Raw genomic sequence first — 26,527 nt, forward strand, 5'->3', positions numbered from 1 at the left:
CCGGGCTAGCGCAACTCTTTCTTCCAGGCGCCCTCGTACCCGATCGGCACGAATCCGACGGCCTCGTTGACCGAGAGCATGTGACGGTTCTCTTCAGCGTTGTAGGTGATGACCGACGGATGCCCGGGCGCGACTCGTTCGAGGTGCGCGAGGTTCAGAACCTTGAGCAGGTTGCCGAGGCGGTGGCCGCGATGCTCGCTCAGAACGATCGTGTTGTCTTGGAGGACCGCACGCTCGGCTTGCACAGGCACGGTGAGCGCGGTGTACGCCACCAACTCTCCCGACGCGACGTGTTCGATCGCGGCGTAGACGGTCGTGACCCCGCTCGCGAGCTCACGCTCGTCGTGATCGACTACTCGTGCTGCAGTCCACACGTCTTCGGGAGGCTCAAGCCCCGCGCTGGGTTCGTCGGTACTCATCCGCGTGTAGAGAAGCGCGAGGTCGTCTCGCCACTGCTTCGGGCACAGCCCCACCCACTCGTGCACGGCATAGTCGCGACTGCAGCGTGTGATGGCGGCATCGACCAGGGAATGCAGGCCGGCGATCGGGAGGGGGAGCCGGCTCACCCGTTCGACCTGCTCGAAGCTGTACTGCTGCGCGAGCAGAAACTGCGTTCCGGCGCCGTCGCGAGGAACCGCGCCAAAGCCCGTGGGGGAGTCGAGGAGCGCACCGTCGCTCGGCAGGCTCGAGACGTATACGTGCACCTTGCGTTTGCCCGCATCCTGAGCAATCGTTTCTAGCGCAGCGAGAAGCCGGGAACCAATACCGCGACGCCGATAATCCGGATGCACGTACGCTTCGATCCACGCGGTATCGGCATCTTCGCCGACGGTGGTGCTGTAGTCGCCGCGGCCCACGATGCGTCCCTGATCGCGGGCGACGAGCATCCGCCGCTCCTCGAATGCGCTCGGTTGCCACGTCGCGAGGGAAACGACTGGGTCATAGGCCAGTTCGGGGTAGTGAAGCAGCACTTCGTCGGTCTCATTCCGCAGCACGGTCGCCGCGGTGAAGTCATCCGACCCCTCGGCAGAGAGCGCGAGAGGAATCTCGAGGGTCGTGATCTCAATCTCTGACATGAGCGCACCAATCTGCGGGGGTAAGCGCTACGGAGGAAGCCGACCAGACTACGCCGCGAGCTCACAGCACGCTAGAGGCTCAGGGGACTCGTTCTGCGCGGCAGAACCGCGGAACCCCGCGCATCCGGTACCGTATAGCAAGGTTCTGACCAGCAACGTGGTCAGAGAATTGACCAACGCTGAGACCAGCAACGACCGGGCGGTGACGTGTACCTCAAGAGTTTGACCCTCAAAGGGTTCAAGTCGTTCGCGCAGCCCACCACTTTTGCGTTTGAGCAGGGTGTGACGTGTGTCGTCGGCCCCAATGGTTCGGGCAAGTCGAATGTGGTGGATGCTCTCGCCTGGGTCATGGGCGAGCAGGGTGCCAAAACGTTGCGCGGCGGCAAGATGGAAGACGTCATCTTTGCCGGAACCGCTACGAAGGGTCCGCTGGGTCGCGCCGAGGTCATTCTCACGATCGATAACGCGGATGGCGCGCTGCCGATCGAATACAGCGAAGTCACCATCAGTCGCACCCTGTTCCGCAACGGCGGCAGCGAGTACGCGATCAACGGCACCTCGTGCCGCCTGCTGGACGTTCAAGAGCTCCTCAGCGACTCCGGCCTCGGCCGCGAAATGCACGTCATCGTTGGCCAGGGCCAGCTAGATGCGGTGCTGCACGCCAGCCCCGAAGACCGCCGGGGCTTCATTGAAGAAGCGGCCGGCATCCTCAAGCACCGTCGTCGCAAAGAGAAGACGCTGCGCAAGCTCGACGCGATGCAGGCGAACCTCACGCGCCTCTCTGACTTGGCCGGGGAGATCCGTCGCCAGCTGAAGCCGTTGGGGCAGCAGGCCGAGATCGCCAAAGAGGCGGCCTCGATTGCCTCGATCGTGCGGGATGCCCGCGCCCGGCTCCTCGCCGACGAGGTCGTTGAACTGCGCTCGAGCATCAACGATTTCAGTCGCAGCGAAAGCGAACGCAAGACGCAGCGCATCGTGCTGCAAGAGCAACTCGACCAGAACAAATTGCGCGAAGCCCGTCTCGAACAGGCGCAGGTCGGCGACGACGTCGACGAAGCCCGCAGCATCGTGTTTGGCCTCCAATCGGTGCAAGAACGCCTGCGCAGTCTCTACAACTTGGCTAACCAACGCCTTTCGTTGCTCGGTCAGCAGAGCGATGCGCCCGTCTCGAACAACAGCGTCAGCCAGACTCTCGTCGATGAAGTGAAGGCCGGTGCCGACGAACTCGCGACCGGTGTTGCGGATGCCGAAAAGGCAGTCGCAGCGGCCGCTGCCGCAACCGCGACGGCGAAGGCCGCGCTCGACTCGCTCGACGAAGAAATCGCAGCGCAGAGTGCGCTCGTCTCGCGTCATGAGCTGGAGAGCGCCGGGCTCACCGCTCGCGTCGAAGTCGCCACCTCCACGCTCACGGCAGCTCAGGGCGAGCTCGTTCGTCAACAGCAGGCGCTCGCCGAAGCTCAAGCGCGTCGCGAAGCAGCGCAGGCCGAGTTTGAAGCGCTCGAAGCCGAGGCGAGCAACTCGACGATTGAGTCAGACGGCTCGCTCGATACGGCCTACGAAGCCGCCGAAGCCAAAGTTGCCAGTGTTCAAACGGAGATCGAAGCCCTGCGCGACGCCGTCCACGTCTCCGAACGTGAGCGCGATGCTCTGGCCGCCCGCAACTCGGCGCTATCACTCGCTGTCGATCAGAAAGACGGCTCGAGCGCCCTCGTTGCGGCCAAGCTCTCGGGCATCCGCGGTCTCGTAGCGGAGCACGTCAAGATCACTCCCGGCTACGAAGCGGCGATCGCTGCCGCTCTCGGCTCGCTCGCGGATGCTGTGCTCGCCGATGACCGCGATTCAGCCATTGATGCGCTGGCCGAGTCTGCTGCGCGCGATTTCGGTCGCGTCGAAGTGGTTGTGGCCAACGCGGCGAAGCAGACGGTAGCGCTCGGAACGGCGGCTGGCACCGTGCCCGCCACCGACGTGGTTACTGCCCCCGATGGTGTTCACGGCCTGCTCACCCATGTGCTCATCGCCGACGATCTCGAGGCTGCTCGCGCCGCTTACGGTTCGCTCGCCAACGCCGCTGACCTCACGTTCGTGACGCGCGACGGCGACGTGCTCACCCAGTTCGTGCTGCGCGGTGGTTCGGGCGCCAAGCGTTCGCGCCTCGAACTCGTTGCCGAGCGGGATGCCGCCGCCGACAAACTCGGAGTCGTCACCACTCAGATCGAACGCACGAGTTTCGAGCTCGACGAGAAGCGTCGCGAACTAACCTCAGCCAAGGCCGATGCCGAAGCCGCCCTCGTGGCTCTGCGCGAATATGACGCCCAACTTGCCGCGCAATCGGAGTTACTCGGCCGCCACCGCATCCAGGCCGAAGCAGCCCAAGCCGAGTGCGACCGCTTGGCGCGTGCGGTCGACGTTGCTGAAGAAGCCGTCGCCGAAGCCACCACCGAAGTAGCGCGCGCGCAAACCGCTGCCGACAAGTACCAAGCAGCACCGCGGCCGATGCTCGATGTCTCCGAACGCGAGCCGATGCTGGCCGAAGTGGATGCCGCCCGGGCTCACGAAGTCGAACTGCGCATCCAGATGGAGACGATCCGCGAGCGGGTGCGCGCCGAGCGTGCACGCGCCGAACAACTCGCCGCCCAGCTTGTGCGCGAGCGCGAAGCCGCGCAAGAGCAAGCTCGACTGGCCGTGATTCGTCAACGACAGATGGCATCCGCCACAAAGGTCGTTGAGATGCTGCCGGCGGTGCTCGACTCCGTTGATCGATCGCTGTCAGAAGCCCGCGTCTCGCTCGCCTCGAAAGAAGCCGAACGCTCGGCCCAGAACCAAGAACTTTCTGCGCTGCGCCGCGAAGAATCAGCGCTGCGTGAACGGCTTTCGGCCGTCAGCGACAGCGTTCACGGCCTCGAGATGCAGATCTACGAAAAGAAGCTGCACCTCTCAAGCCTCCTCGAGCGTTCGGGCGAAGAACTTGGTCTCGTCGAAGATGTACTCGTGGCGGAATATGGCCCCGAGGTGCTCGTTCCTGACGACCGCGTGAGCGACCACGACGAGAACGGAAACCACGCGGAACCTTCGGCCGAACCGAGCCGCGACGCCGACGAAAGCGCCTCCGACTCAGGCGCCGACGGGAGTGCCGAGCCCGCGGCATCCGGTCGCCCCTTCGTCCGCGCCGAACAAAAGGTTCGCCTGCAGAAGGCCGAGCGCAAACTCGCGCGCCTCGGACGCGTGAACCCGCTCGCCCTCGAAGAGTTCGATGCGCTTGAGCAACGTCACAAGTTCTTGACCGAGCAGCTCACTGACCTCACTAACACCCGCAAGGACCTGCTGACGATCATCGAAGAACTCGATGGCAAAATGCAGACGATCTTTGCTAGTGCCTTCGAGGACACCAAGAACGCGTTCAACGAGGTGTTCCCCGTGCTGTTCCCGGGCGGCACCGGCAGCATTTTCTTGACTAACCCGGATGACCTGCTCACGACCGGCATCGACGTCACAGTGAAGCCCGCCGGTAAGAAGATCGAACGGCTGTCACTGCTCAGCGGTGGTGAGCGATCACTCGCCGCCGTCGCGCTGCTGATCGCCATCTTCAAGGCGCGCCCGAGCCCGTTCTACATCATGGATGAAGTCGAGGCGGCCCTCGACGACGCCAACCTCGGTCGCCTGCTCGCGATCTTCGAAGACCTGCGCCAAACGAGCCAACTCATCGTCATCACACACCAAAAGCGCACCATGGAAATTGCGGACGCTCTCTACGGCGTCAGCATGCGCGCCGACGGCATCAGCGCCGTGGTGGGCCAGCGCGTCGCCAAAGAGTCCGACGCGGCCGACGCGAGTTAGTCGATGCGCTTGAGCGGTTCGCCGTTGACGGTGTGTACGCACCAGCCGCTGTGCAGCTTTTCCACGGTCGAGACTGAGCCGTTGATGATTTGGTCGAAGTCTCGGCCTGCCAGTTCCGAGAGTGTGTAGCGAATGATCGTGCCGTGGCACACGATGATGACTTTTTTGTTGGGGTAGTCGTGCGTGACCTCGTTGAGAGCTTCGATTCCGCGCTCCACGACGTTATGGAGGGATTCGAGTCCGGGATACACCGGGTTGTTGGGCCAGCGTGCGTCGATCTCCACCTTGGTGAGGCCTTCGCCTTCGCCATAGTTGCGTTCGATGAGGAGGTCGTAACTGCGGCCGAGCTCGAGACCGAGGCCGTCCGCGATGATTTGGGCTGTTTCACGGGCGCGCTGCAGAGGAGAGCTGACGATGACGTCCCAGTCACTGCCCCGCAGTACTTCGACCGCTTCACGTGCCTGCTGGCGGCCGGTGTCGTTGAGTGGGATGTTGCTGGAACCTTGCATGCGTCCGGCAGCGTTCCAGTCGGTCTGGCCATGGCGAATCAATGAGAGCATTCAAAAACCCTAGCGCGGCACGGTGACGGAGAAGTTCAGCATGGAGTGCGCGCGCAGTAGGGTTCGACCGTCTCCGTGCCTTAACCTGTAGTCATGGCAGCATCCTGGTCGCTTTCGGGCGCACTCAAATCCATGTTCGCGCGCGACACGATCGACGCCGAAACGTGGAACGATCTCGAAGACGCAATGATCTCGGCCGACTTCGGCCCCGACATCACCGAGTCCGTCATCGATGAGTTGCGCGCCAGCGTGGCGAAGTATCGCACCGATGACCCCGCCGATTTGAAACGGATGCTGCGCGAAACTCTCGAGGAGCGTCTCGCGCGCCTCGACCCGACGCTCACTCTCAGCGCCCGCCCTGCGGTAGTGCTGGTCGTCGGTGTCAATGGCGTCGGAAAGACCACCACGATCGGCAAGTTCACGAAGTTTCTCGTCGGCCACGGCCGCTCGGTGGTCGTGGGCGCAGCAGACACGTTCCGCGCCGCTGCTGTTGAGCAGTTGGCGACGTGGGCTGAGCGCGGGGGAGCATCGATCGTGCGTCCTCAGCAGCAGGGCCAGGATCCGGCATCCGTCGCATTCCAGACCGTGGAGCGCGCTCAGCGCGAAGGCATCGACATCGCCATCATCGATACTGCTGGTCGCTTGCAGACCAAAAGCGGCCTGATGGATGAACTCGGCAAGATCCGTCGCGTTGTCGAAAAGCAGACCGAGATTGCCGAGGTGCTGCTCGTTCTCGATGCCACTACCGGCCAGAACGGTGTCGCTCAGGCAGAAGCGTTCATCAAGCACGCGGGGGTAACCGGGCTCGTCATCACCAAGCTCGATGGCTCAGCGAAGGGCGGTTTTGTGCTCGCGGTTCAGGAGCGCACGGGCATCCCGATCAAGCTCGTCGGCCAGGGCGAGGGCATCAACGACCTCACCGGTTTCACCCCGCACGTCTACGTGCAGGGTCTGGTCGGCTAACAACAGCATTGCCTCGCTGGTATCTGACGGACCAGAGACCAGCGCCTTAGTTGTTGGCTGCCTTGTGCGCGGCAGACAGCTCGAGGTAGTGCGCGGCATTCTCGCGAACGCCGGCTTTCTCTTCATCGCTGAGCTCGCGACGAACCTTGGCGGGCACTCCGGCCACGAGCGAGCCGGGCGGAATGATGGTGCCTTCGAGCACGACGGCGCCCGCAGCGACGAGGGATCCGGTTCCGATCACAGCACCATTGAGCACGGTCGCGCTCATGCCGATGAGGCAGTCGTCTTCGACGGTGCAGCCGTGCAGCACAGCGCCGTGCCCGACACTCACTCCTGAACCAACGGTTGTGGGGATGCCCTCATCGCAGTGCACCGAGACGTTGTCTTGCAGATTCGACCCCTCACCGATGGTGATCGCGTCGGTGTCACCGCGCAGCACTGCACCGTAGAAGATGCCGACACGATCGGCGAGCGTCACCTGCCCGATGAGTGTCGCGTTGGGCGCCACAAATGCGGTGTCGGCAATCTGGGGCGTGTGTCCGGCTAGAGTCACGATAAGAGCGGTCATGTCTCTAAGTTAGCGCGAGAGCTGCCGCAGCGAGACGCAACTGTCGAGAGGAGCCGTTAGCGCGAGAAGCGCGAGGCGATCTCGACCATGACACTTTCTTTGCCGGCGTAGATGCCGTCGGCGCGGGGCCAGTGACCGATCACGTCGGTGAAGCCGAGCGCGTCGGCGCGACCGACGGCGTCTTCCCACGTGTCGACGCTTTCCACACTGAACTGGGGTGCGCCGTCCAGATTGAGGTAGCGATCGAGGCTGGCGGATGCTCGGCCGGCCTTCTCGAGGGCGTCATCCATCCGCGCGGAGGTGTCGGCGACAACCTGCCACCACTCGTCAAGGGTGTCGGCGGTACGGCCGAGAGTGAGCCAGCCGTCAGCCAGTTCGGCGGTGAGGTGGAGGCCGCGAGGGCCTTCGGCGGCGACCACTAAGGGCATGCGCGGTCGCTGGGCGGGGGCACCGACCATCCGAGCGTTGACGGCCGTGAACCAGTCGCCGCTGAAGCTGATGCCGCCGCTGCCGGGGTCTTCGAAGCGCAGCAGCTCGTCGAGCCCGCGCACGAACTCTTCGAAGCGGGCATGACGTTGGCGCGGAGTGAGCTCATCTTGGCCGAGCACAGTCGCGTCGAAACCGGTGCCGCCCGAACCGACGCCGAGCAGAAAACGGCCAGCGCTCACGTCGTCGAGCGTCGCTAGTTCTTTGGCAAAGGGAACCGGATGCCGGTAGTTGGGCGAGGCCACAAAGGTGCCGAGCCCGATGCGGTTCGTGACGCTCGCGGCTGCCGTGAGCGTGGGAATGGTGGCGTACCACTGCTCATCGGCGAGGGAACGCCACGACAGGTGGTCGTAAATCCACGCGTGATCGAAGCCCATTTCTTCGGCCTGAATCCAGCGATGTTGGGCTTCAGCCCACGGCTGTTGGGGCAGTATGACGATTCCGTGTCTCACGTTCTCAGCCTACTCCGAGCCCCTGTCGGCGTTGTGGAGTCGCAGCACGGCCAAAAGCGCGGGGCGCAATACAGAAGTAGCACGCCCCGCGCCTCTCTAAGAATTGAGATTTCTACTTAGCGAGGAACATTACTCCGTCGCCAAAGAACAGCTCAGTTGTGTAGCTCACCGAGTCGAGTGTGGCGTCTGCGGGAATATCAATGTAGGCAGTGAACGCCGCGGTGAGGCCTGGGTTAATTTCTTCCAGCGCATACCAGTCGCCGCTCTCAGTGCCGTAGATTCGGGCAGCTTCATATTCGGCTTCACCGATGAATCCGTTGACTGAACCGCCGGAGATGGTGACCGCTTCGTTCGTTCCGTTGACCATCGACATGCTCACCGCGACGAGCGATCCGCGAACTTCTGAGGCGAAGTAATCGTCGGGTGAAGTTGCGTTCGGCGTGATGCTCAACAGGGTGATCTCGACACCGTCGTCTGTAGTGATGGTGTCACCGATGCCAGCTGCTGCTGCGGGTTCTGCGTCGGTACCAGCGTCAGCGTCAGCATCAGCGGTATCGGGCGCAGAGATCGAAGGAGCGTCGTCGAGACTTTCGCTTACTGCGGTGGCAACCACGGCGATTCCGACGAAGATCGAGATGATCCAGAACAGGAAGCTGACGATCAATGCGATAAGCGCCATTGTTTTGCCCTGGCCCTTGCGGGTCAATGCGACGATCGAAACGATAAACGCACCGAGGAGGATGACCCATGAGAAACCGTTGGTCGCGGGGATTACGGCGAGAAGCGCACCGAGAACAGCAAGGCCGAGTGCAACCAGTCCCAGAGTGTTGCGTGCCTTCTTCGCTGCGGGGGCGACGGCGGCGGCGGGTGCGGCGGGTGTTTCCGGCGCAGCGGGCATCTCAGGTGTCGTTTCAGGGTTTGTTTCGGGCGTAGTCATAGGGCGAAGCCTCCAGGCTTTTGCTGAGCGTTGGTGATCCCCGATTGCGGGGTGAGGTCGTGCGTGGTCATACTGAGCGCAAGCGACGTTGTTGAGTATGGCTCCTTATTTCCGGGAGTCGCAAATCGAAAACGCCCCCAATTCGGGCTGTTGTCAATAACTTGCGCTGTGACTTGACTGTTAGTTCACCCGTTTTTCGCTGAGAGTGCAGGTGTCATCGTCGAGGTAGCCATTCGGGAGGAGTGGGTTCAGACTTTGGTCACCGCCCGATAAACTGGTGGCATCATGGCCACTTTTGGAAATCTCACCGACCGCCTCGCGGATACCTTCAAGAACCTGCGCGGCAAGGGCAAGCTCAGCGAAGCGGATGTCGATGGCACCGTTCGCGAGATTCGCCGCGCTTTGCTCGATGCTGACGTTGCGCTCGAGGTTGTTAAAGCGTTCACCGGGCGCGTGCGCGAACGCGCTCTCGGTCACGAGGTTTCACAAGCGCTGAACCCCGCTCAGCAGGTCGTGCAAATCGTCAACGACGAACTCGTCACGATTCTGGGTGGCGAAGCTCGCCGCATCCAGTTCGCGAAAAACCCGCCGACGGTCATCATGCTCGCGGGACTCCAGGGTGCCGGTAAGACGACGCTCGCGGGAAAGCTTGCCAAATGGCTCGCCGCTGACGGCCACACGCCGCTGCTGGTAGCCGCCGACCTTCAGCGCCCTAACGCAGTCACACAGCTTCAGGTTGTCGCTGAGCAGGCTGGTGCTGCCGTCTTCGCTCCTGAGCCCGGCAATGGCAAGGGAGACCCGGTCAAGGTCTCCAAGCAGGCCATGAAGTACGCCAAAGACAAGCAGCACGATGTGGTCATCATTGACACCGCTGGTCGTCTCGGTGTGGATGCCGAGCTCATGAAGCAGGCCGCCAACATCCGCAAGGCTGTTGACCCTGACGAAGTTCTTTTCGTTATTGACGCCATGATCGGTCAAGACGCTGTTACGACCGCTCGTGCCTTCCAAGAGGGCGTCGACTTCACCGGTGTCGTGCTCTCGAAGCTTGATGGCGATGCTCGCGGTGGTGCAGCGCTGTCCGTGGCCTCCATCACAGGGCGCCCAATCATGTTTGCGTCCACGGGTGAGGGTCTCGATGACTTCGAGCCATTCCACCCCGACCGCATGGCCAGCCGCATCCTCGACCTGGGTGACATCCTCACCCTCATCGAGCAGGCCCAAAAAACGTTCGACGAAGAAGAGACCCGCAAGGTTGCGGAAAAGTTCGCCACCGACAGCTTCACCCTCGATGACTTCTTGCAGCAGATGCAGCAACTCAAGAACATGGGCTCGATCAAGGGCATGCTGGGTATGCTCCCCGGCGCCAAGGGCATGCGCGAGCAGCTCGACAACTTCGATGAGTCAGAGATCACGCGCACCGAAGCCATCATTCAGTCGATGACGAAGCAAGAACGCACGATGCCGAAGCTCCTCAACGGCTCTCGTCGGGTGCGTATCGCGCGTGGTTCGGGAACGACGGTCACTGAGGTCAATGCTCTCGTGAATCGCTTCGAGCAGGCATCCAAGATGATGAAGACCGTCGCCAAGGGCGGTATGCCGCAGATTCCGGGCATGGGCCCGATTCCCGGCGGCCACGGCGGCAAGTCCGCGAAGAAGAATCAGAAGAAGAAGGGCTCAAAGTCGGGCAACCCGGCCAAGCGTGCGGCGGAGGATGCCGCCCGTGCCGAGGGCGTGGTCGCTCCTTCAGCTCCGTCTGGGTCAGGCTTCGGTCTCGGCGGCTCGAAGCCTGCCGCTGGTGGCCCGTCGCCCGAAGAGCTCGAGAGTTTGCAGAAGTTCCTCGGCCGCTAGTGCCTGCGGCAACAGCGGAACGTTTGCGAGGGCAGCCGCTCGCGTGACTATGCTCTTCGTCGTGCCGCTCGCGGGGGATATTGTGGAGCTATGACACAGAGCCGCCCCGTTCGTATTGCCGTTCAACTTCAACCCCAGCACGCTGAATATTCGCTTATTCGCGATCGCGTAAAAGAGCTCGAGCAGCTGGGCGTCGACATTCTGTTCAACTGGGATCACTTCTTTCCCCTGTCTGGCGAGCCAGACGGGCTCCACTTTGAAGCATGGACAGAACTTGCGTCCTGGGCCGAGATGACGAGCCGCGTCGAATTCGGCACCCTCGTGAACTGCAACAGCTACCGCAATCCCGACCTGCAGGCTGATATGGCCCGCACCCTCGATCACATCAGTGATGGCCGTTTCATCTTCGGTACCGGCTCGGGTTGGTTTGAGCGCGACTACCAGGAGTACGGCTACGAGTTCGGCACCGCTGGGTCACGGTTGGATGCTCTCGCCGAAGCTTTGCCTCGCATTGAGTCGCGCTGGGCCAAGCTCAACCCTGCACCGACGCGCAAGATTCCGGTATTGATCGGTGGTGGCGGAGAGAAGAAAACCCTCAAGCTCGTAGCCAAGCACGCCGATATTTGGCACAGCTTCGCGACCGGCGATGAACTCGTTCATAAGCTCGAGGTTCTCGCCGGCCACTGTGACGCGGTCGGCCGCAACATCAACGAGATCGAAATCTCTAACGAACTGCGCAACAAGAGCGTTGAAGATGCTGACAGCATGCGTGAGCAGGGCATCACGCTCTTCACTTTGGGCGTTTCTGGCCCCGAATACGACCTCACGGCGACGAAGCAGTGGCTCGCCTGGCGAGACGCGCAGAACGGATAAAGGCACCTCTTCGGGGCTTTATTGGCGATCGGTTCCCCAAGCGGGTAAAACTCTGGCAGAATAGGCGGTTGAGTCCTCCGTAGCCCGACCCTCTAATCAGGCCCGGATGGAATCCACTAGAGCTTTTCTGCCGAGTGTGCCCCCACGCTCACGGCTAGCGGTTCGCCACCAATAAACATTTAAATCAGGAGAATTGTGGCTGTAAAGATTCGTTTGAAGCGCATGGGCAAGATCCGTGCACCCTACTACCGCATCGTCGTTGCCGACTCGCGCAAAAAGCGCGATGGTCGTGTCATCGAAGAAATCGGAAAGTACCACCCCACCGAGGAGCCCTCGTTCATCGAGGTCGAGTCCGAGCGTGCACAGTACTGGTTGAGCGTTGGCGCGCAGCCTAGCCCGCAGGTTGAGGCAATCCTCAAGCTGACCGGCGACTGGGGCCAGTTCAAGGGTGACAAGAACGCTGTAAGCACCGTCAAGGTGAAGGAAGCCAAGGCTGAGTTCCAGGCTGACGAAAAGAAGAAGCCTGTTCTCAAGCCGAAGGCTGAGAAGGCTGAGCCTAAGGCTGAAGAAGCACCTGCCGCTGAAGCGCCTGTCGCTGACGAGGCTGCTGCTGCTGAAGCACCTGCCGCCGACGCAGACAAGGCCTAGCAATTGCTCGCTCCCGCTTTAGAACATCTCGTCAAGGGAATCGTTGACCACCCCGACGAGGTCCAGGTCGTTGCAAAGAACACGCAGCGCGGTGACCTCCTCGAGGTTCGCGTGCACCCAGAGGATCTCGGCCGTGTTATCGGTCGCTCTGGTCGCACCGCGAAAGCTCTGCGCACGCTGATCACGGCATTGGCCGATGGTCGCAAGGTGCGCGTCGACGTCGTCGACACTGACTTCTAGCCAGTGAGCGAAACAAAGATTCCCCGCGAAGGTCGCACACAGCTGCGAGTGGGGCGCTTGACGAAAGCTCACGGGCTTAAGGGAGCGATCAAGGTTGAGATGTACACGGATGCCCCGGAACGTCGTTTCGTTCCGGGCGCCGTGTTTTCTCTCCAAGTGCCCACGAGTTCTCCGTGGCATGGAAAGACACTAGAGCTCATCGAGCTCAAGTGGTTCAACGCGCAGCCGGTGGCGTTCTTCAAAGGAATTCCCGACCGCAGCGCTGCAGAAAAGCTTGTGAAGGCTATCCTCTGGATCGATCACGATCCCAACGAGGCACCAGAAGATGATGCGTGGTTCAACCACCAGCTCATCGGTCTCAAAGTCATCCGTGACGGCAAGCAAGTCGGTACGCTCGCGCAGGTCGATCATTTCCCCGCGCAAGACTTGCTGACGGTTACGACCGAGAACGGTGATGTTTTAGTGCCGTTCGTGAAGTCGATTGTGGCTAGCGTCGATATCGACGCAGGCGAGATGGTCGTTACGCCTCCACCCGGCCTCTTTGAAGAGATCGCCGATGACGCTTCGGTTGACGAGACCGTGGCCGCTGATTCGGCCGTTGCTGATTCAGCCATCGCTGAGCCCGCCGACGCTGACGTAGCTGACTCCACCAAATCCGACTAACAGTAAGGGTCGACGAGTGCGCATCGACATCCTGACGATTTTCCCGGATTTCTTCGGGGTACTCGATATCTCCCTCCTCGGTAAAGCGCGTGAGCGTGGAATCATCGAGCTCGGCGTGCACGATCTGCGCGACTACACGCACGATCGTCACCGCACGGTCGACGACACTCCGTACGGCGGTGGCGCGGGCATGGTCATGCGCCCCGAGCCGTGGGGAGAAGCGCTGGATGCCACCCTCACACCCGAAACGGTTGTCATCGTTCCCACGCCTGCTGGGGTTCCCTTTACGCAGGCAGCAGCCCGCGAGTTGGCGCAGGAGAAGCATCTCGTCTTTACGTGCGGACGCTACGAGGGTATCGATCAGCGCGTCATTGACTACGCCGCAGCCACGGTTCGTGTTCGCGAGATCAGTCTGGGCGACTACGTGCTCAACGGCGGCGAAGTCGCCACGATGGCCATGATCGAAGCAATCGGGCGTCTGGTGCCCGGTGTTGTCGGAAATCCCGAAAGTCTCACTGAAGAGAGCCACGAAAATGGCCTCCTCGAATACCCGAGCTACACGAAGCCGTCGACGTGGCGTGAACGTTCCGTACCGCCCGTGCTACTGAGCGGAAACCACAAGGCTATTGCCGATTGGCGCCACGAGCAGCAACTCGAGCGCACTCGTCGGGTGCGCCCCGATCTTCTGCCCGACGGCGAGTAATACAACTTTCACCCCGTTGCGGTGCGTGTGAAAGCATGGAGCCATGACTTCCCGATTGACTCACGGTTCCTTCTTCGCCGCGATTGCTACCGTTGCCCTGCTCGCCGGGTGCACCGCGACAGCGACCGACGAAGTCGACTCGTCGGCTGATTCTCCGACGCCGGGGCCCGCATCCACCTCGAGTTCTGAGGGCGGTGCGGGGGAGTCAAGCGATTCAACCCTGACGACGCGACGGATGACCGTCGACGACGTCACCTTCGCCGATCTGGCCGCGCACCCGCTGCCGAGCGGTTACACACAGTCAGCGGTCTCGGTAGATGCCTGGCCCTCCGTGGAGGTGCTCACCGATGCTAGCGACGACGACGTCGCTCAGGCACGCGGAGACTTAGCGGCCACTCTCGGCGGTGCCGATATGGTCGTCACGACTGAGGTGCAGTCGTGCGAACTCATCGCCGTTTGGGTGCTCCCGCAGCCCGACAGTCTTCGCGTGGGTCATGAAACGCACCCCGACTCCGCTGGCTGCACCGACACCACTACCTATGACGTGTTGTTTGCGATTCCGCAGGCGGGGACCAACAGCGAAGGCAGCTGGGATTACACGGCAACAGTGCCGCCGATCCAACTCGAAGTTCGCGCCGGCGCTCAGAATTAGCGGGGCCGACGCGCGTCTGAGGATGCCTACTTGCGCGCGGTGAGGATGAGCGGGCCGTCGGCGGTAACCGCGACGGTGTGCTCAAAGTGGGCGGCACGAGAGCCGTCAACACTGCGCAGAGTCCAGCCGTCGTCATCCGTGTAGATGTCGTCGGTGCCGATCATGAGCCAAGGCTCGATCGCGAACACGAGACCGGGCTTCAGCGGCATGCCGCGGCGTGCCTTGCCGTCGTTCGGGATGTGCGGGTCGCCGTGCATTTCGCGGCCAACGCCGTGACCACCGAAGTCGAGGTTCACTTCGTAACCAGCGCCGTAGGCGACGTCTCCGATGGCGGCCGAGATGGCGCCGATGCGGTTGCCGACGATCGCGGCGGCGATTCCGGCGTCGAGCGCGCGCGACGTGGCATCCATGAGCTTGAGGTCTTCGTCACGGGGAGTGCCCACGGCGAAGGTGATGGCCGAGTCAGCGACCCAACCGTCAACCGCTACCGCGAAGTCGAGGCTCACGAGGTCGCCATCCTTCAGGGTGTAGTCGTGGGGGAGCCCGTGCAGGGCGGCGTCGTTAACCGACGTGCAGATGACCTTGCCGAACGGCGAAGCTCCGAACGAGGGGTGATAGTCGATGTAGCAGCTCTCGGCGCCGCGTTCGCGGATCATGCTGTGGGCCAAGGCATCGATCTCGAGCAGGTTAGTGCCCACCTTGGTGGCCGCTTGGGTGGCGGTCAGCACACTGGCCACGAACTCGCCCGCGGCCTTCATCTCATTGATTTCGGCGGGGGTTCTCAACTCGATCATGCGGTAACTGCCTCTTTCGTATGCGGTGCCAAAAGTTGCGCAATGAACTCTCGAAGTTTAATGATGAACGGTTCTTCACCGCGCGGGTCATACAAGAATGCACGCTCGAGGAGCGAATCGGCGATTTCTACCGTCACTTCGATATCGAAAGCGAGAGCATCCGACGCGGGAACTTCGTAGGTGGTCACTAGAAGGTCGGTCAAAATCTCGGCCAGCGCGGTGTTGTTGCTCTTGCGATCGACGTTGAAACGGCGGTCGATGATGTTGCCGAATGACAGCACCCGAAAACCGGGTTCGGTGCGGCAGAGCTCAATATAAACGTCGATCGCAATATTGAGGGCGTCAAGCGCGCCGGTGGCGCGCTTATTGAGCGTGGCCGAAAGCCCAGCGCGGTACTTGTCGAAGTTGCGCTCGGCAAGTCCGCGAAGCAGGGACTGGATGTTGGGGAAGTAGCGGTAGATGACGCCGACAGACGACTGCGCCCGCTTCGATACATCGCTGGTTGTGAGCGCGTCGATACCGACTTCATCGAGTAGCACGGCAGCGGCGTCGAGAAGCACGCTGATTCGTTCTGCACTCCGCTGCTGCACTGGTTCGGTGCGAACGTTCGCGGGGTTGGGCACGGGGATACCTGGTCTTTCGGTCTGATGCTTCTCAGCATTCCTGATCACAACGAAGATACCCTGAGAACCATGATGATCAGGCGTGCGTTCTACTACTGGCAGTTCATCGCGGTAATCGTGTTGCCGCTGTGGGTACTAATTGCCCGCGGCATCTACGGTTCGAGCGTCGGCTGGGATTTTGTGCTGTTTCTCATCCTGTGCCCGATCTTGGCTTTCGCTCTTCTCTCCATCGCGGGGCTCACGGTCGCCCGCAAGAGTGTGCGCGATTCGAAACGCGTGTCATGGATCGATGCGGGAGTGCTCGCGGTGTGGCATGCGGCCATCATCATTTACGGTTTCGTGGATGCCCCATTCCCGGCCGCGCTCATCGTGATCGTCGCCATTGCAGCGTTCTGGATCGCACTCTGGCAGCTAGTGACCGAAACCCGCAATCGCTTCACGAGCCTGGTGGAGGGCTTCGAGCGCGACGCCCAACGCCCATCGCGGCCCGGGGAGAACCTTGACAATGGTCGGGTCATCATCCTCGAAGCAGAAGAGAATCGCACTTTCGACTGAATGTGTGGCAGAATTATCGATTGTGCTCGCGCACGACTCTGCCATGAGGGCGTCGTAACCGCTTGAAGCACAACTTTTCTTATCTAACTAAGTGCGTTCGACTCATGGCGGGCGCAGAGAGCGATTACTAATGCATATCCTCGATGGCGTCGACAAGGCGTCTCTCAAAGACAACATTCCTGACTTCCGTGCCGGCGATAACGTCAAGGTCCACGTAAACATCATCGAAGGTACGCGCTCGCGTATCCAGGTGTTCCAGGGCGTTGTAATCGGTCGTTCGGGCCACGGCGTTCGCGAGACCTTCACTGTTCGTAAGGTCAGCTTCCAGGTCGGCGTCGAGCGTACCTTCCCGGTTCACTCCCCAGTAATCGACCACATCGAGGTCGTTTCGCGTGGACTCGTGCGTCGCGCCAAGCTGTACTACTTGCGCGAGCTTCGCGGCAAGAAGGCAAAGATCAAAGAGAAGCGCGACAACTAACACTCGCGTATTTCACAAACCAACGGCTCCCAGCGGCTTATGCTTGCTGGGAGCTTTGGGGTTTAATGACACACAATACTGTTGACGATGCGCTGGATGGCAGCCGCAGCAATAGCCACCGTTCCGCCAAGAAGGCGGGCGGCTGGAAGCTGTTCCTTCGTGATCTCTTGATCATCTTTGTGGCTGCAATTCTGATCTCCTTCGTAATCAAGACGTACCTCGTGCGGTCGTTCTACATTCCGTCGTCGTCGATGGAAAATACCCTGCAGGTCGATGACCGCATCCTGGTTAACCAGCTCGAGCCCTCGCTCTTCCCGATCGAGCACGGCGATGTTGTGGTGTTCACAGATCCCGGTGGCTGGTTGCCTGCAATTTCGAGTGAACCCGAGAACTGGTTCGTGGGCGCTGTTGACGGCGTGCTCGCGTTCGTCGGGCTGAGTGCCCCCGACAGCAGCAATCACCTCATCAAACGTGTCATTGGGCTCCCTGGCGACACCGTGGAATGCTGCAACGAATTCGGTCAACTCATTGTCAATGGCATCCCGCTTGAAGAGCCGTATATCAAGCTTCCGGATGCCGTCACCAAAGCAACTCAAGAAGACTTCTCTGTCACGGTGCCCGACGACTCCATCTGGGTTATGGGCGACAACCGTTACAACTCGGCCGACTCCGCATTCCATAAAGACGACCCCACCGGTGGTTTCGTGAAGATCGACTCTGTCGTGGGGCGCGCCTTCCTCATCAGCTGGCCGACGGATCGCTGGAGCATGATCGACAACTACCCGACGACGTTTCAGCGGGTAACGCAGAGCACCGAGTAGATCGTGGCTGTGTCAGACCCGAACAGCGATGTCGAGGTCGAACTCTTTCGCGCCGGCGCGCGTGCCGTCATCGGCTGTGACGAAGTCGGTCGCGGGGCAATCGCGGGCCCAGTCGGTGTCGGTATGACAGCGATGACTCCCGCGCACGGCGCTTGGCCTGCAGGGTTGCGCGATTCGAAAATGCTGAGCCAAAAGCGGCGCGAGCTTCTTGAACCGCTCACTCTCGAATGGGCGCCTCTGTCGGCAGTTGGCTACGCGGATGCCAGCGAGATCGATGCGATCGGCATTACGGCCGCCTTGGGGCTGGCTGGCAAGCGCGCTCTCATCCAACTCCACGAAGCGGGCCTCGACGTGATGTCGAGCGTGGTGTTGTTGGACGGCAGCACCGACTGGCTCAGCAGCGCCCTCACGGTCGCGCCGCGAGTGCACACCCGGGTAAAAGCAGACCGCGACTGCGTGTCGGTCGCTGCGGCATCCGTGGTAGCTAAAGTGCACCGCGACAACCTCATGATCGAGGCCGATAACGAGTACCCGGGCTACGGCTGGCCGAGCAACAAGGGGTACGGTTCGGCGGCGCATTTTGAAGCGGTGCGCAGTCTCGGTGCCACTGAACTTCATCGGCACACATGGTTGCGGTAGTGCGGCCTACAATAAGGGCAGCATGGATGAAGACGAGTTTGAAGACTATGACCGCGAGGTCGAGCTTGCGCTGTACCGCGAATACCGCGATGTAGTGAGCCAGTTCCGTTTTGTGATTGAAACGGAACGGCGGTTTTACCTCGCCAACGAGGTCGATTTGGTGCGCCGAGATACCGAGCACGACTTCTACTTTGAGCTCTCAATGACCGACGTGTGGGTGTGGGACGTGTACCGTTCCGACCGCTTCGTGAAGAGTGTGCGCGTGCTCACGTTCAAAGACGTGAACATCGAAGAGCTCAGCGCCAAAGATCTCGAACTGCCGAAGGAACTCGCGCTCGACGAATAGCTGGTTCTGCCGCTCTGTCGTTCTGCCGCTTTGTCGCGGCGCTGGGCGGCGCGGTACGGCCCTGTACAGGCTGAGCGCGGAGGGGCCGCTTAGCGCTCGGGAAGGGCGGCGGCGAGAACCTCTGCGAGGTGCTTGCCCTCGGTGTTGGCGAGTTGTGACGCTTGCGTGCGACACGAGAAGCCATCGGCCAGCAGGGTACTGCCGGGTTCCGCGTCTCTGAGGGCAGGCAGGATGCCGTTCTCCGCGACCGCGACAGAAACGTCGTAGTGGCCCTTCTCCATGCCGAAGTTACCGGCCAGCCCGCAGCATCCGCTGATCTCGGTGACGGTAGCTCCCGTGGCAGCGAGCAGCGCGCGGTCGGCGTCGAAACCCATCACCGCGTGCTGGTGGCAGTGCGGCTGAACGACGAAGGCCTGATCGCTGAGGGAGGGCGGTTGCCAGTTGGTCGGGCCTAGCGGTGCCGGGGCGGTGAGCAGCTCAGAGAGTGTGAACGTCGAACGAGCGACGGCTGCGGCCGCAGGGTCGTCGGGCAGCAGCTCGGTCAGGTCAGAGCGCAGCACGGCTGTGCACGACGGCTCGATGCCGACGATCGGGATGCCGCGGTCGGTATAGCGAGAGAACTCGCTGACCAGCGCCGTGAGTTTCTGGCGCGCTCCCGCCAACTGACCGGTCGTGATCCAGGTGAGGCCGCAACAGACCTCGCGCTCGGGAAGCAGAATCTCGTACCCTGCGGCGTCGAGAACGCGGATGGTGGCGCGGGCTATCGCGGGCGAAAAGTTGTCGGTGAAGGAGTCGGCCCAGAGGAGGACTTGCGGGCGTGGGGTTGGGGTGTGGTCAGCGTCGCTGCCCTTGTCGCGGTACCGGCCGGCGGGAGTGTCGTCTGCGCGGTCGGCGGGTGCTGTCGCGGAGGTTGCGGTGGCGGGGGTTGCCCGTCCAACGGCGGCTACCGCGGCTGGCGGCGCCGCGCGCAGGGCGCGAGCCTCGGAGCTCGAGCGGAAGGGGTGCTTCGCGAACGCGGGGAACGTGCGCCGAGCATCCATTCCTCCAGTCCAGAGGACGAGGCGTCGCAGGGGTGGCACGCGCAATAGGGCGTTCGCGAGTGGCGCGATCGGCGACACGAGTCGTGCCCACCGCGGAAGCTGGCCGAGGAGGTAATGGCTGCGCGGGCGGAGTTTGCCCTCGTAGCGGCGGTGCAGCACTTCGGCTTTGAGCGTGGCCATGTCGACGCCGGCGGGGCAGTCGCTCGCGCACGCCTTGCAGGAGAGGCAGAGGTCGAGCGCGTCGTGGACTTCGGGGGAGTTCACGCCGCCCGTAACGAGGGTGCCGTTGGCCATTTCTTGCAGCACGCGGGCGCGACCGCGAGTGGAATCTTTTTCGTCGCCGGTCGCCAAGAACGATGGGCACATGACGCCGTGGCTGGCTGAGTTGTCGGCGCGACACTTGCCGACTCCGACGCAGCGGTGGCTGGCCGTGGTGGGATCGCCATCGTCGTTACTGAACGCAAAACCGTTGACCTTGATGAGCGGCAGCGCCGCCGGGCGGCGCAGATCCGCGTCGACCGGGGCTGGGTCAACGACGATGCCCGGATTCAGCAGCTTGTTCGGATCAAAGAGACGCTTGAACTGCCCAAAGAGCTCGATGGCCGCGGGCGAATACATGCGCGGCAGAAGTTCGCTGCGCGCCCGACCATCGCCGTGTTCGCCTGACAGTGAGCCGCCGTGGGACGCGACGAGGGTGGCGGCGTCATCCACGAAGGCTCGCAAAACTGCGCCCTCCGTCGCGAGGGGAATATCGAGCCGCACATGAACGCAACCGTCGCCGAAATGGCCGTACGGCATCCCCTCAAGGTTGTAGTCGGCCAGCAGAGCATCGAAGTCGCGCAGGTAGGCGCCGAGGCGCTCGGGCGGCACGGCGGCGTCTTCAAAACCGGGCCACGCCTGTTTTCCAGATGCCGTGCGCCCGGCCAGTCCGGCGCCATCTTCACGGATGCGCCACAGTTGTTTCGCGGCCGTAGCATCGGTGATGACGCGGGACTCGATTGCGGCAGCATCGGCGGCGAGACGGTTCGCGCGCTGGAGGGTCTCCGTGGGGTCGTCGCCGGTGATCTCGACGAGCAGCCAGCCGGCGCCTGCGGGCAGGGCGGCAACGGCGCGGGCTCCGCGGGTGCGGCTCACGGCATCCACGATGCGGGCATCGAGACCCTCGATCGCGCTGGGGCGGTGGAGGAGCAGGGCGGGAACGGCGTCGGCGGCGGTCGCCATGTCTGGATAGCCCAGGGCGACGAGCAGCGGATGCTGGGGTTCGGCAACGAGGTCGACGGTCGCTTCGAGCACCGTCACGAGGCTGCCTTCGGTGCCCACGAGACTGCGGGCGAGGTTGTGGCCGTGCTCGGGCAGCAGGTGTTCGAGACTGTAGCCCGATACCTGACGGCCGAAACGCCCGAGCTCGGTGCGGATCGTCGCAAGGTTGCTGTTGACGAGGGCGGGGAGGCCATCGACGACGCTCGGGTCGTTCGCCGCGGTGAACCGTCGCCCGAGGCCATCGACCACATCGAGGCTGCGCACGTTGTCGGCGGTGCGCCCGAACTGCAATGAATGGGCGCCGCACGCGTTGTTGCCGATCATGCCGCCGATGGTGCAGCGCGACCACGTGGAGGGGTCGGGGCCGAAGCGCAGACCGTGTGGTTGCGCGGCGGCTTGGAGGGTGCCCAAGACGGTGCCGGGCTGCACGCGGGCGGTGCGGGCATCCGGGTCAATGTCGATGACGCGGTTGAGATGGCGAGAAAAGTCGAGCACGATGCCGGAGCCGATGGCGTTGCCGGCAACGGATGTGCCGCCGCCGCGAGACGTGAGGGGAGTGCCGGAATCGCGGCTGATGGCCAGCGCCGCGAGCACGTCGTCGGTGTCGCGCGGGAACACCACGACCTGCGGCACGACCCGATAGTTCGAGGCATCGCTGGAGTATTCGGCGCGGCGGCGCGTGGAGTCATCCACCTCGCCGCGCACCGCGGAACTCAGCGCGTGAACGAGGTCACGGTGTTCCGACGGTGGCGTGGACGGCATGCACCCATTCTGCCCCTAGAGTCATCTCATGCCCCCGATCATCGCCGTCGTCATCGCCGGGCTCGGCTTTGGGCTTTCGCTGATCATTGCGATCGGCGCGCAGAACGCGTTCGTGCTGCGTCAAGGACTGCGGCGGGAACACGTCACTGCGGTAGTGCTCGTCTGCATGCTCTCTGACATCGTGCTTATCACCGCCGGCGTGGCGGGCCTCGGCGCCCTCATCGAACAAGCAGGGTGGCTGCTCGTGATCGCGCGGGTCGGCGGCGCCCTCTTCCTGCTCGTGTACGCCTTCTTGTCACTGCGCCGTGCCGTGCGCCCACAAGCCCTCACGGCGTCAACCGGCGGTAAAGGGATGACGCTCGCCGCCGCCCTCTCGACAGCGCTCGCGCTCACCTGGCTCAACCCGCACGTATATATCGATACTGTACTGCTGCTCGGTTCCATAGGCGGAACGTATGGTGACGACCGCTGGTGGTTCGCACTCGGAGCCTGCCTCGGCAGCGTGATCTGGTTCACCGCGATCGGCTATGGCAGCCGGTATCTGCGCCCGCTCTTCGCCAAGCCCGTGGCGTGGCGGGTGCTCGACATTGTGATCGCGATTGTCATGGTCGTGCTGGCGGGCAGCTTGATCGCTGGGCTGTTCGAGTAGTCAGTTGTCGATCCTTGAATGCTCTTTCGTGACAATTCTTTAGATTCACTAGACGGACGTCGGAACGAGTGCTAGAAATCAACCATGCGTAGTGGTGGAGTCGTTCTTGTTGGCGTTGCAGTCGTGCTCGGGCTTGCCGGTTGTGTGTCGGCTGGGCCACAAGCATCTGATTCGTCGGGGTCGTCGGGGGAATCTGACGTCGCGACGGAGGGGAATAGCTGGGAGATGCCGCTCCTCAGTACTGACTCCAGCCTTCTGAACTCCGATTCTGCCTATTCGATTCTCTTCGAGCGCGTGGGTGCGGGCGCACAGGAATACTCGTTGCCTCCGCTAGGCGACGCGGTCGACCAGCTCTTTCTCGCGATCGGGTGCGATAGGAATACCCCGTATGAGGTGGCGATAGTCTCGGGCGACACCGTCGTGGATAGAACTTGGGCAAGTAATTGCGCGAGTGAACGAGGAACGCCGGCATCGACTTATCTCACTTCGTCCCTTAAAGGCGACCTCTCGAGCTTGACGCTGAGGGTGACCGTCGACGACGGTGCTCGGTTCAGCGTCTCAGCGTTCGAAGCGGCGAGTTCGGGTGACTAATCAGCTCGTCTTTTCCGAGTAGTTTTCTGGCTGAATGACTAGTCCTCCCCACCGGGGCGCGTCGGGGAGTCTTCGCCCACAACGTGCCCAGTCTCGTCGCCGGTTGCCCCGAGACGCGACGCTTGAGCCATGGCAGCAAAAGATGAACTTGGCGCACGTGGCGAACAGCTCGCGACCGACCACCTGACCAGCGCAGGGCTTGAGATCCTCGACCGCAATTGGCGGTGTTCGCAGGGGGAACTCGACATTGTTGCGCGTGAGCGTGACGAGCTCGTTTTCGTCGAGGTCAAGACTCGCTCGAGCGTGCTGTTTGGGCATCCGTTCGAGTCAATCACTGCCACGAAACTTGCACGGCTGCGGAGACTTGCTGCGGCCTGGTGTGACGATCATCCGGGTTCGGGAGCGACTGTTCGCATTGATGCGATTGCCGTGATCGTGCCCTCACGTGGCGAAATCGAGATCGAGCACTTGAAGCGCATCTCGTGATCGGCAGAACCTACGCTGTTTCCCTGTTGGGTCTCGAGGGTGCAATCGTGGAGATCGAGGCAGACCTTTCTAACAACCTCCCGGGCTTCGTCCTCATCGGCTTGCCCGACACCGCGCTCGGCGAGGCGAAAGACCGTGTGCGGGCGGCCGCGACGAACTCCGGATGCGGGCTGCCGAACCGTAAGATCACCGTCAATCTGTCGCCTGCCGCTCTGCCCAAGCACGGCTCAGGTTTTGACCTCGGTATCGCGCTCGCGGCCCTCGCTGCCGCCGGCACAATCTCGGCAGAATCGATCGACCGCGTGCTCCACATCGGTGAGCTCGGTCTCGATGGGCGGCTGCGACCGGTCAACGGTGTCCTGCCCGCCGTGCTTGCGGCGTCTCGGGCCGGGTTCACGACCGTGATGGTGCCGAGCGGCAATGCCGATGAAGCATCGCTCGTGCCCGACATGCGCGTGATCGCCGTTCCTTCGCTGCGGGATGCCGCGATCTGGCATGGCGGAGAGTTCGAGCCTGAACCCGTCGAAGTAATAACGAGGGCTGCTCCCGAGGTCACGCTCGACAACGTCGGCGACCTCTCCGACATGATCGGCGGCAGTGACGCGATCGACGCAATGCTGGTCGCAGCGGCGGGCGGCCATCACGTCTTTCTTCTGGGTCCGCCCGGAGCCGGCAAAACGATGCTCGCCGCGAGGCTGCCCGGGCTTTTACCCGATCTCGATCCGCAGGCGGCCCTCGAAGTGTCCTCCATTCGTTCGCTCGCCGGACTCCCGGTCGGCAGCAGTCTCACGACACGTCCACCCCTCGAAGCGCCTCATCACACGGCGACGGCCGCGGCGCTCGTGGGAGGTGGCAGCTCGCAGATTCGTCCGGGGGCTGCCGCCCGAGCCTCCGACGGAGTGCTCTTTCTTGACGAAGCACCCGAGTTCGCGCCTGCCGCTCTGGATGCACTGCGGCAACCTCTCGAATCTGGTGTCATCAGCATCCATCGCGCCAACGCGATTGCTCACTTTCCTGGCCGGTTTCAGCTCGTGATGGCGGCGAACCCCTGCCCCTGCGGTCAGTGGGGTGCGCGTGACAGCGAATGTACCTGCCCGCCGAACAGCCGGCGGCGTTATCTTGCCCGGCTGTCGGGGCCGCTCCTCGATCGCATCGATATCCAGTTCCGGGTTGAGCGCATCACGAGCGCCCAACTGCGGCTAGCGGGGGAGCAACCGTCTCTCTCGACAGCGGATGCCCGAGCCCGCGTCACAGCGGCTCGGCAGCGCTCGGCGGCTCGACTAGAGACCACGCCGTGGCGACTCAACTCGCACGTGCCGGGCTCGTACTTGCGCGGTACCGAACTGCGCCTCGCGCCGAAGGTCACTGCCGGACTCGACCGTGCACTTGAGCGCGGCGGCATCACGATGCGCGGCTACGACCGCGTGCTCCGCGTCGCGTGGTCTCTCGCCGACCTAGCCGACGACTCTCGCCCCGACGATACCCACGTCGGGCAAGCGCTCTACCTCAGAAAGGCCATGTCCCAGTGACCATGTTTGGACTCAAAGAATCAGAAGTCGCCACCCTCGTAAAGGCCGTCAGCGTCGGGGGCGGCGGTGACCTCAATCGAGATTCGATAGCGGAACGATTCGCTCGCGCAACGTGGAGCGGCCTCGCCGAGCCCGGTGATCGTCTTGCCGGTCGCGCCATCCAGCAGCTCGGCGCCGTTCGTGCGCTCACCGCTGTTGTCGAGCATTGGGAACCCGAGCGGTTCGCCGCCGCGCTTGCTGGCGACGGTGAGGTCGTGGCCGACAACGATATGGCTCAAGCCATTGACCGGTGGATGCCACGGCTTAAGTCGAACACCGCGCTCATCGCTCTGCGTCAGGCTGCCCGTTTCGGCGCGCGCCTGCTCACGCCCGACGACACCCTGTGGCCGTCGCGGCTCACCGATCTCGACTGGCACGCGCCCTCGGCGCTCTGGGTTCGCGGAACCGATGAAGCGCTCGCCGGAATCGATCGAGGCATCGCCCTCGTCGGAGCCCGCGCAGCAACCGGTTACGGCGAACACATCACCATGGAAGCCTCCGCTGGCCTTGTCGATCGTGGGTACACGATCGTGTCGGGGGCTGCCTACGGCATCGACGGCATGGCTCACCGCGCCGCTCTCGCCAGTCAGGGCCTTACCGTCGCGTTTCTCGCCGGGGGAGTAGACCGTTTCTACCCGAGCGGCCATGACGCTCTCCTCGGTCGCATCGTGGAGCACGGCGTCGTAATCTCCGAGCTCCCGTGCGGGTCGCCACCCACCAAATGGAGGTTTCTGCAGCGCAACAGGCTCATAGCTGCAGCGAGCATGGCGACGGTAGTGCTTGAAGCGGGCTGGCGATCCGGCTCCCTCAATACTGCTGGCCACGCAGCAACGCTAGGTCGTCCGCTCGGTGCAGTGCCTGGGCCGGTCACGAGCGCAGCCTCCGCGGGCTGTCACCGACTTATCCGTGACTATGACGCCGTGTGTGTCACCAACCCCGACCAGATGGCCGAGCTAGCGCCGATCGAGCAAACACTGCTCACCGTCGACGAGGTTGTGGATGTCACAAAGGTCGTCACGGCAACGAGCGAGGCGCCGGAAGTCGGCAGCCAGCGCAATACCGAAACTATTCGCCTTCTCGACGCCCTCAGCGCTCGCAGCGCCCGCACCACCGACGACCTTGCCGCGCGCAGTGGCCTCGCGATCTCTACGGTTCGCGCTCAGCTGGGCCTCCTCGAACTCGACGGTCGCGTCACCGAAACCGAGCGCGGTTGGAAACGTGGTGACGAATGACGGCAACGCTGGCCACGTGTCTCCGGAAATTCTGCACGGCAATCGAGATCGATGATTCCTATCACTCGATGAAGAGAGCGCGGAACGCGGTCAATTTTCGGTAGTCGGCCATTCCGGCTACTGACCTGCGACCACTCCTAAAAGTCGAACGCATGCGATAGCTTAAACCAGTGGGGGAGA

At 62.7% G+C, this 26,527-nt stretch carries 27 protein-coding genes; 19 read left to right on the forward strand and 8 right to left on the reverse strand.

All coding sequences use genetic code 11. The annotated features are described in order from the left end of the window. Positions 1-5: 5 nt before the first annotated feature. A complete protein-coding gene (locus I6E58_RS06110) occupies positions 6-1,076 on the reverse strand; it encodes a GNAT family N-acetyltransferase (protein WP_197131452.1) in 1,071 nt (356 codons plus the stop codon). Between the two features lie 207 nt (positions 1,077-1,283). On the opposite strand from I6E58_RS06110, the gene smc reads away from it, so the two are divergent. Beyond that, positions 1,284-4,910, forward strand: coding sequence for a chromosome segregation protein SMC (gene smc, locus I6E58_RS06115; protein WP_197131453.1), 3,627 nt, complete (start codon positions 1,284-1,286; stop codon positions 4,908-4,910). Here smc and I6E58_RS06120 read toward each other — a convergent pair. Beyond that, positions 4,907-5,470: a histidine phosphatase family protein gene (locus I6E58_RS06120; RefSeq protein WP_197131455.1), complete on the reverse strand. Its 564-nt coding sequence runs from the start codon at positions 5,468-5,470 to the stop codon at positions 4,907-4,909. The genes smc and I6E58_RS06120 overlap by 4 nt on opposite strands. A 93-nt stretch (positions 5,471-5,563) precedes the next feature. Between I6E58_RS06120 and ftsY the strand changes: the two genes are divergently transcribed. Beyond that, the gene (ftsY, locus tag I6E58_RS06125; protein ID WP_129071814.1) at positions 5,564-6,433 is read left to right on the forward strand and encodes a signal recognition particle-docking protein FtsY; all 870 of its coding nucleotides are present in this window, start codon (positions 5,564-5,566) and stop codon (positions 6,431-6,433) included. 46 nt (positions 6,434-6,479) lie between these two features. Here ftsY and I6E58_RS06130 read toward each other — a convergent pair whose 3' ends face one another. The 3 genes from I6E58_RS06130 to I6E58_RS06140 all read right to left on the reverse strand — a co-directional run bounded on the left by I6E58_RS06130 (position 6,480) and on the right by I6E58_RS06140 (position 8,876). After that, positions 6,480-7,001, reverse strand: a complete 522-nt coding sequence (locus tag I6E58_RS06130; protein WP_197131457.1) for a gamma carbonic anhydrase family protein — start codon at positions 6,999-7,001, stop codon at positions 6,480-6,482. Between the two features lie 56 nt (positions 7,002-7,057). Beyond that, complete coding sequence (locus I6E58_RS06135; RefSeq protein WP_197131459.1) at positions 7,058-7,939, reverse strand: LLM class flavin-dependent oxidoreductase; 882 nt, start codon at positions 7,937-7,939, stop codon at positions 7,058-7,060. A gap of 112 nt (positions 7,940-8,051) precedes the next feature. Then, positions 8,052-8,876, reverse strand: coding sequence for a hypothetical protein (locus tag I6E58_RS06140; protein ID WP_197131461.1), 825 nt, complete (start codon positions 8,874-8,876; stop codon positions 8,052-8,054). 285 nt (positions 8,877-9,161) lie between these two features. Between I6E58_RS06140 and ffh the strand changes: the two genes are divergently transcribed. From ffh to I6E58_RS06175, 7 genes are all read left to right on the forward strand, one after another. Continuing rightward, complete coding sequence (gene ffh, locus I6E58_RS06145) at positions 9,162-10,724, forward strand: signal recognition particle protein (RefSeq protein WP_197131464.1); 1,563 nt, start codon at positions 9,162-9,164, stop codon at positions 10,722-10,724. Positions 10,725-10,814: 90 nt separating this feature from the next. Continuing rightward, positions 10,815-11,597 (forward strand): LLM class F420-dependent oxidoreductase, encoded by a 783-nt coding sequence (locus tag I6E58_RS06150; RefSeq protein WP_197131466.1) that lies wholly within the window; start codon positions 10,815-10,817, stop codon positions 11,595-11,597. Positions 11,598-11,792: 195 nt separating this feature from the next. Further along, positions 11,793-12,245 (forward strand): 30S ribosomal protein S16, encoded by a 453-nt coding sequence (gene rpsP / locus I6E58_RS06155; RefSeq protein ID WP_197131468.1) that lies wholly within the window; start codon positions 11,793-11,795, stop codon positions 12,243-12,245. 3 nt (positions 12,246-12,248) lie between these two features. After that, complete coding sequence (locus tag I6E58_RS06160; protein WP_100388591.1) at positions 12,249-12,485, forward strand: RNA-binding protein; 237 nt, start codon at positions 12,249-12,251, stop codon at positions 12,483-12,485. 3 nt (positions 12,486-12,488) lie between these two features. Further along, on the forward strand, positions 12,489-13,148 hold the full coding sequence (gene rimM, locus I6E58_RS06165; protein WP_307841996.1) for a ribosome maturation factor RimM: 660 nt from the start codon (positions 12,489-12,491) through the stop codon (positions 13,146-13,148). Positions 13,149-13,164: 16 nt separating this feature from the next. Continuing rightward, positions 13,165-13,851 (forward strand): tRNA (guanosine(37)-N1)-methyltransferase TrmD, encoded by a 687-nt coding sequence (trmD, locus tag I6E58_RS06170; RefSeq protein ID WP_197131470.1) that lies wholly within the window; start codon positions 13,165-13,167, stop codon positions 13,849-13,851. A gap of 43 nt (positions 13,852-13,894) precedes the next feature. Next, positions 13,895-14,503 carry a hypothetical protein gene (locus I6E58_RS06175; RefSeq protein ID WP_197131472.1) on the forward strand — a complete coding sequence of 203 codons (609 nt, stop codon included), beginning with the start codon at positions 13,895-13,897 and terminating at the stop codon, positions 14,501-14,503. Positions 14,504-14,529: 26 nt separating this feature from the next. On the opposite strand, the gene map is transcribed toward I6E58_RS06175, so the two are convergent. Further along, entirely contained in the window at positions 14,530-15,297 is a 768-nt protein-coding gene (map, locus tag I6E58_RS06180) for a type I methionyl aminopeptidase (protein WP_197131474.1), read from the reverse strand. Then, entirely contained in the window at positions 15,294-15,920 is a 627-nt protein-coding gene (locus I6E58_RS06185) for a TetR/AcrR family transcriptional regulator (protein WP_197131476.1), read from the reverse strand. The genes map and I6E58_RS06185 overlap by 4 nt, the downstream gene beginning before the upstream one ends. 69 nt (positions 15,921-15,989) lie before the next feature. Here I6E58_RS06185 and I6E58_RS06190 point away from each other — a divergent pair, with 69 nt between their 5' ends. The 5 genes from I6E58_RS06190 to I6E58_RS06210 all read left to right on the forward strand — a co-directional run bounded on the left by I6E58_RS06190 (position 15,990) and on the right by I6E58_RS06210 (position 18,759). Then, entirely contained in the window at positions 15,990-16,475 is a 486-nt protein-coding gene (locus I6E58_RS06190; RefSeq protein ID WP_197131478.1) for an MFS transporter, read from the forward strand. A gap of 130 nt (positions 16,476-16,605) precedes the next feature. After that, positions 16,606-16,953: a 50S ribosomal protein L19 gene (rplS, locus tag I6E58_RS06195; protein ID WP_197131481.1), complete on the forward strand. Its 348-nt coding sequence runs from the start codon at positions 16,606-16,608 to the stop codon at positions 16,951-16,953. Between the two features lie 65 nt (positions 16,954-17,018). Further along, positions 17,019-17,774, forward strand: coding sequence for a signal peptidase I (gene lepB, locus I6E58_RS06200; RefSeq protein WP_129071802.1), 756 nt, complete (start codon positions 17,019-17,021; stop codon positions 17,772-17,774). A 3-nt stretch (positions 17,775-17,777) separates the two neighbouring features. Continuing rightward, positions 17,778-18,413, forward strand: a complete 636-nt coding sequence (locus tag I6E58_RS06205) for a ribonuclease HII (RefSeq protein WP_197131485.1) — start codon at positions 17,778-17,780, stop codon at positions 18,411-18,413. A 22-nt stretch (positions 18,414-18,435) separates the two neighbouring features. Beyond that, entirely contained in the window at positions 18,436-18,759 is a 324-nt protein-coding gene (locus tag I6E58_RS06210; protein ID WP_009772690.1) for a DUF2469 domain-containing protein, read from the forward strand. Between the two features lie 89 nt (positions 18,760-18,848). On the opposite strand, the gene I6E58_RS06215 is transcribed toward I6E58_RS06210, so the two are convergent. After that, the gene (locus I6E58_RS06215; RefSeq protein ID WP_197131487.1) at positions 18,849-21,821 is read right to left on the reverse strand and encodes an FAD-binding and (Fe-S)-binding domain-containing protein; all 2,973 of its coding nucleotides are present in this window, start codon (positions 21,819-21,821) and stop codon (positions 18,849-18,851) included. 28 nt (positions 21,822-21,849) lie between these two features. Between I6E58_RS06215 and I6E58_RS06220 the strand changes: the two genes are divergently transcribed. The 5 genes from I6E58_RS06220 to dprA all read left to right on the forward strand — a co-directional run bounded on the left by I6E58_RS06220 (position 21,850) and on the right by dprA (position 26,347). Beyond that, positions 21,850-22,470 carry a LysE/ArgO family amino acid transporter gene (locus I6E58_RS06220; protein WP_197131490.1) on the forward strand — a complete coding sequence of 207 codons (621 nt, stop codon included), beginning with the start codon at positions 21,850-21,852 and terminating at the stop codon, positions 22,468-22,470. Positions 22,471-22,554: 84 nt separating this feature from the next. Then, on the forward strand, positions 22,555-23,061 hold the full coding sequence (locus I6E58_RS06225; RefSeq protein WP_197131493.1) for a hypothetical protein: 507 nt from the start codon (positions 22,555-22,557) through the stop codon (positions 23,059-23,061). Between the two features lie 129 nt (positions 23,062-23,190). Continuing rightward, positions 23,191-23,547 (forward strand): YraN family protein, encoded by a 357-nt coding sequence (locus I6E58_RS06230; RefSeq protein ID WP_129071797.1) that lies wholly within the window; start codon positions 23,191-23,193, stop codon positions 23,545-23,547. Next, positions 23,544-25,076 carry a YifB family Mg chelatase-like AAA ATPase gene (locus I6E58_RS06235; protein ID WP_197131496.1) on the forward strand — a complete coding sequence of 511 codons (1,533 nt, stop codon included), beginning with the start codon at positions 23,544-23,546 and terminating at the stop codon, positions 25,074-25,076. The genes I6E58_RS06230 and I6E58_RS06235 overlap by 4 nt, the downstream gene beginning before the upstream one ends. 2 nt (positions 25,077-25,078) lie before the next feature. Next, entirely contained in the window at positions 25,079-26,347 is a 1,269-nt protein-coding gene (gene dprA, locus I6E58_RS06240) for a DNA-processing protein DprA (protein ID WP_231595393.1), read from the forward strand. Positions 26,348-26,527 lie beyond the last annotated feature (180 nt).

This window comes from Salinibacterium sp. SWN1162 (assembly GCF_015864675.1).
Taxonomy (GTDB): domain Bacteria; phylum Actinomycetota; class Actinomycetes; order Actinomycetales; family Microbacteriaceae; genus Rhodoglobus.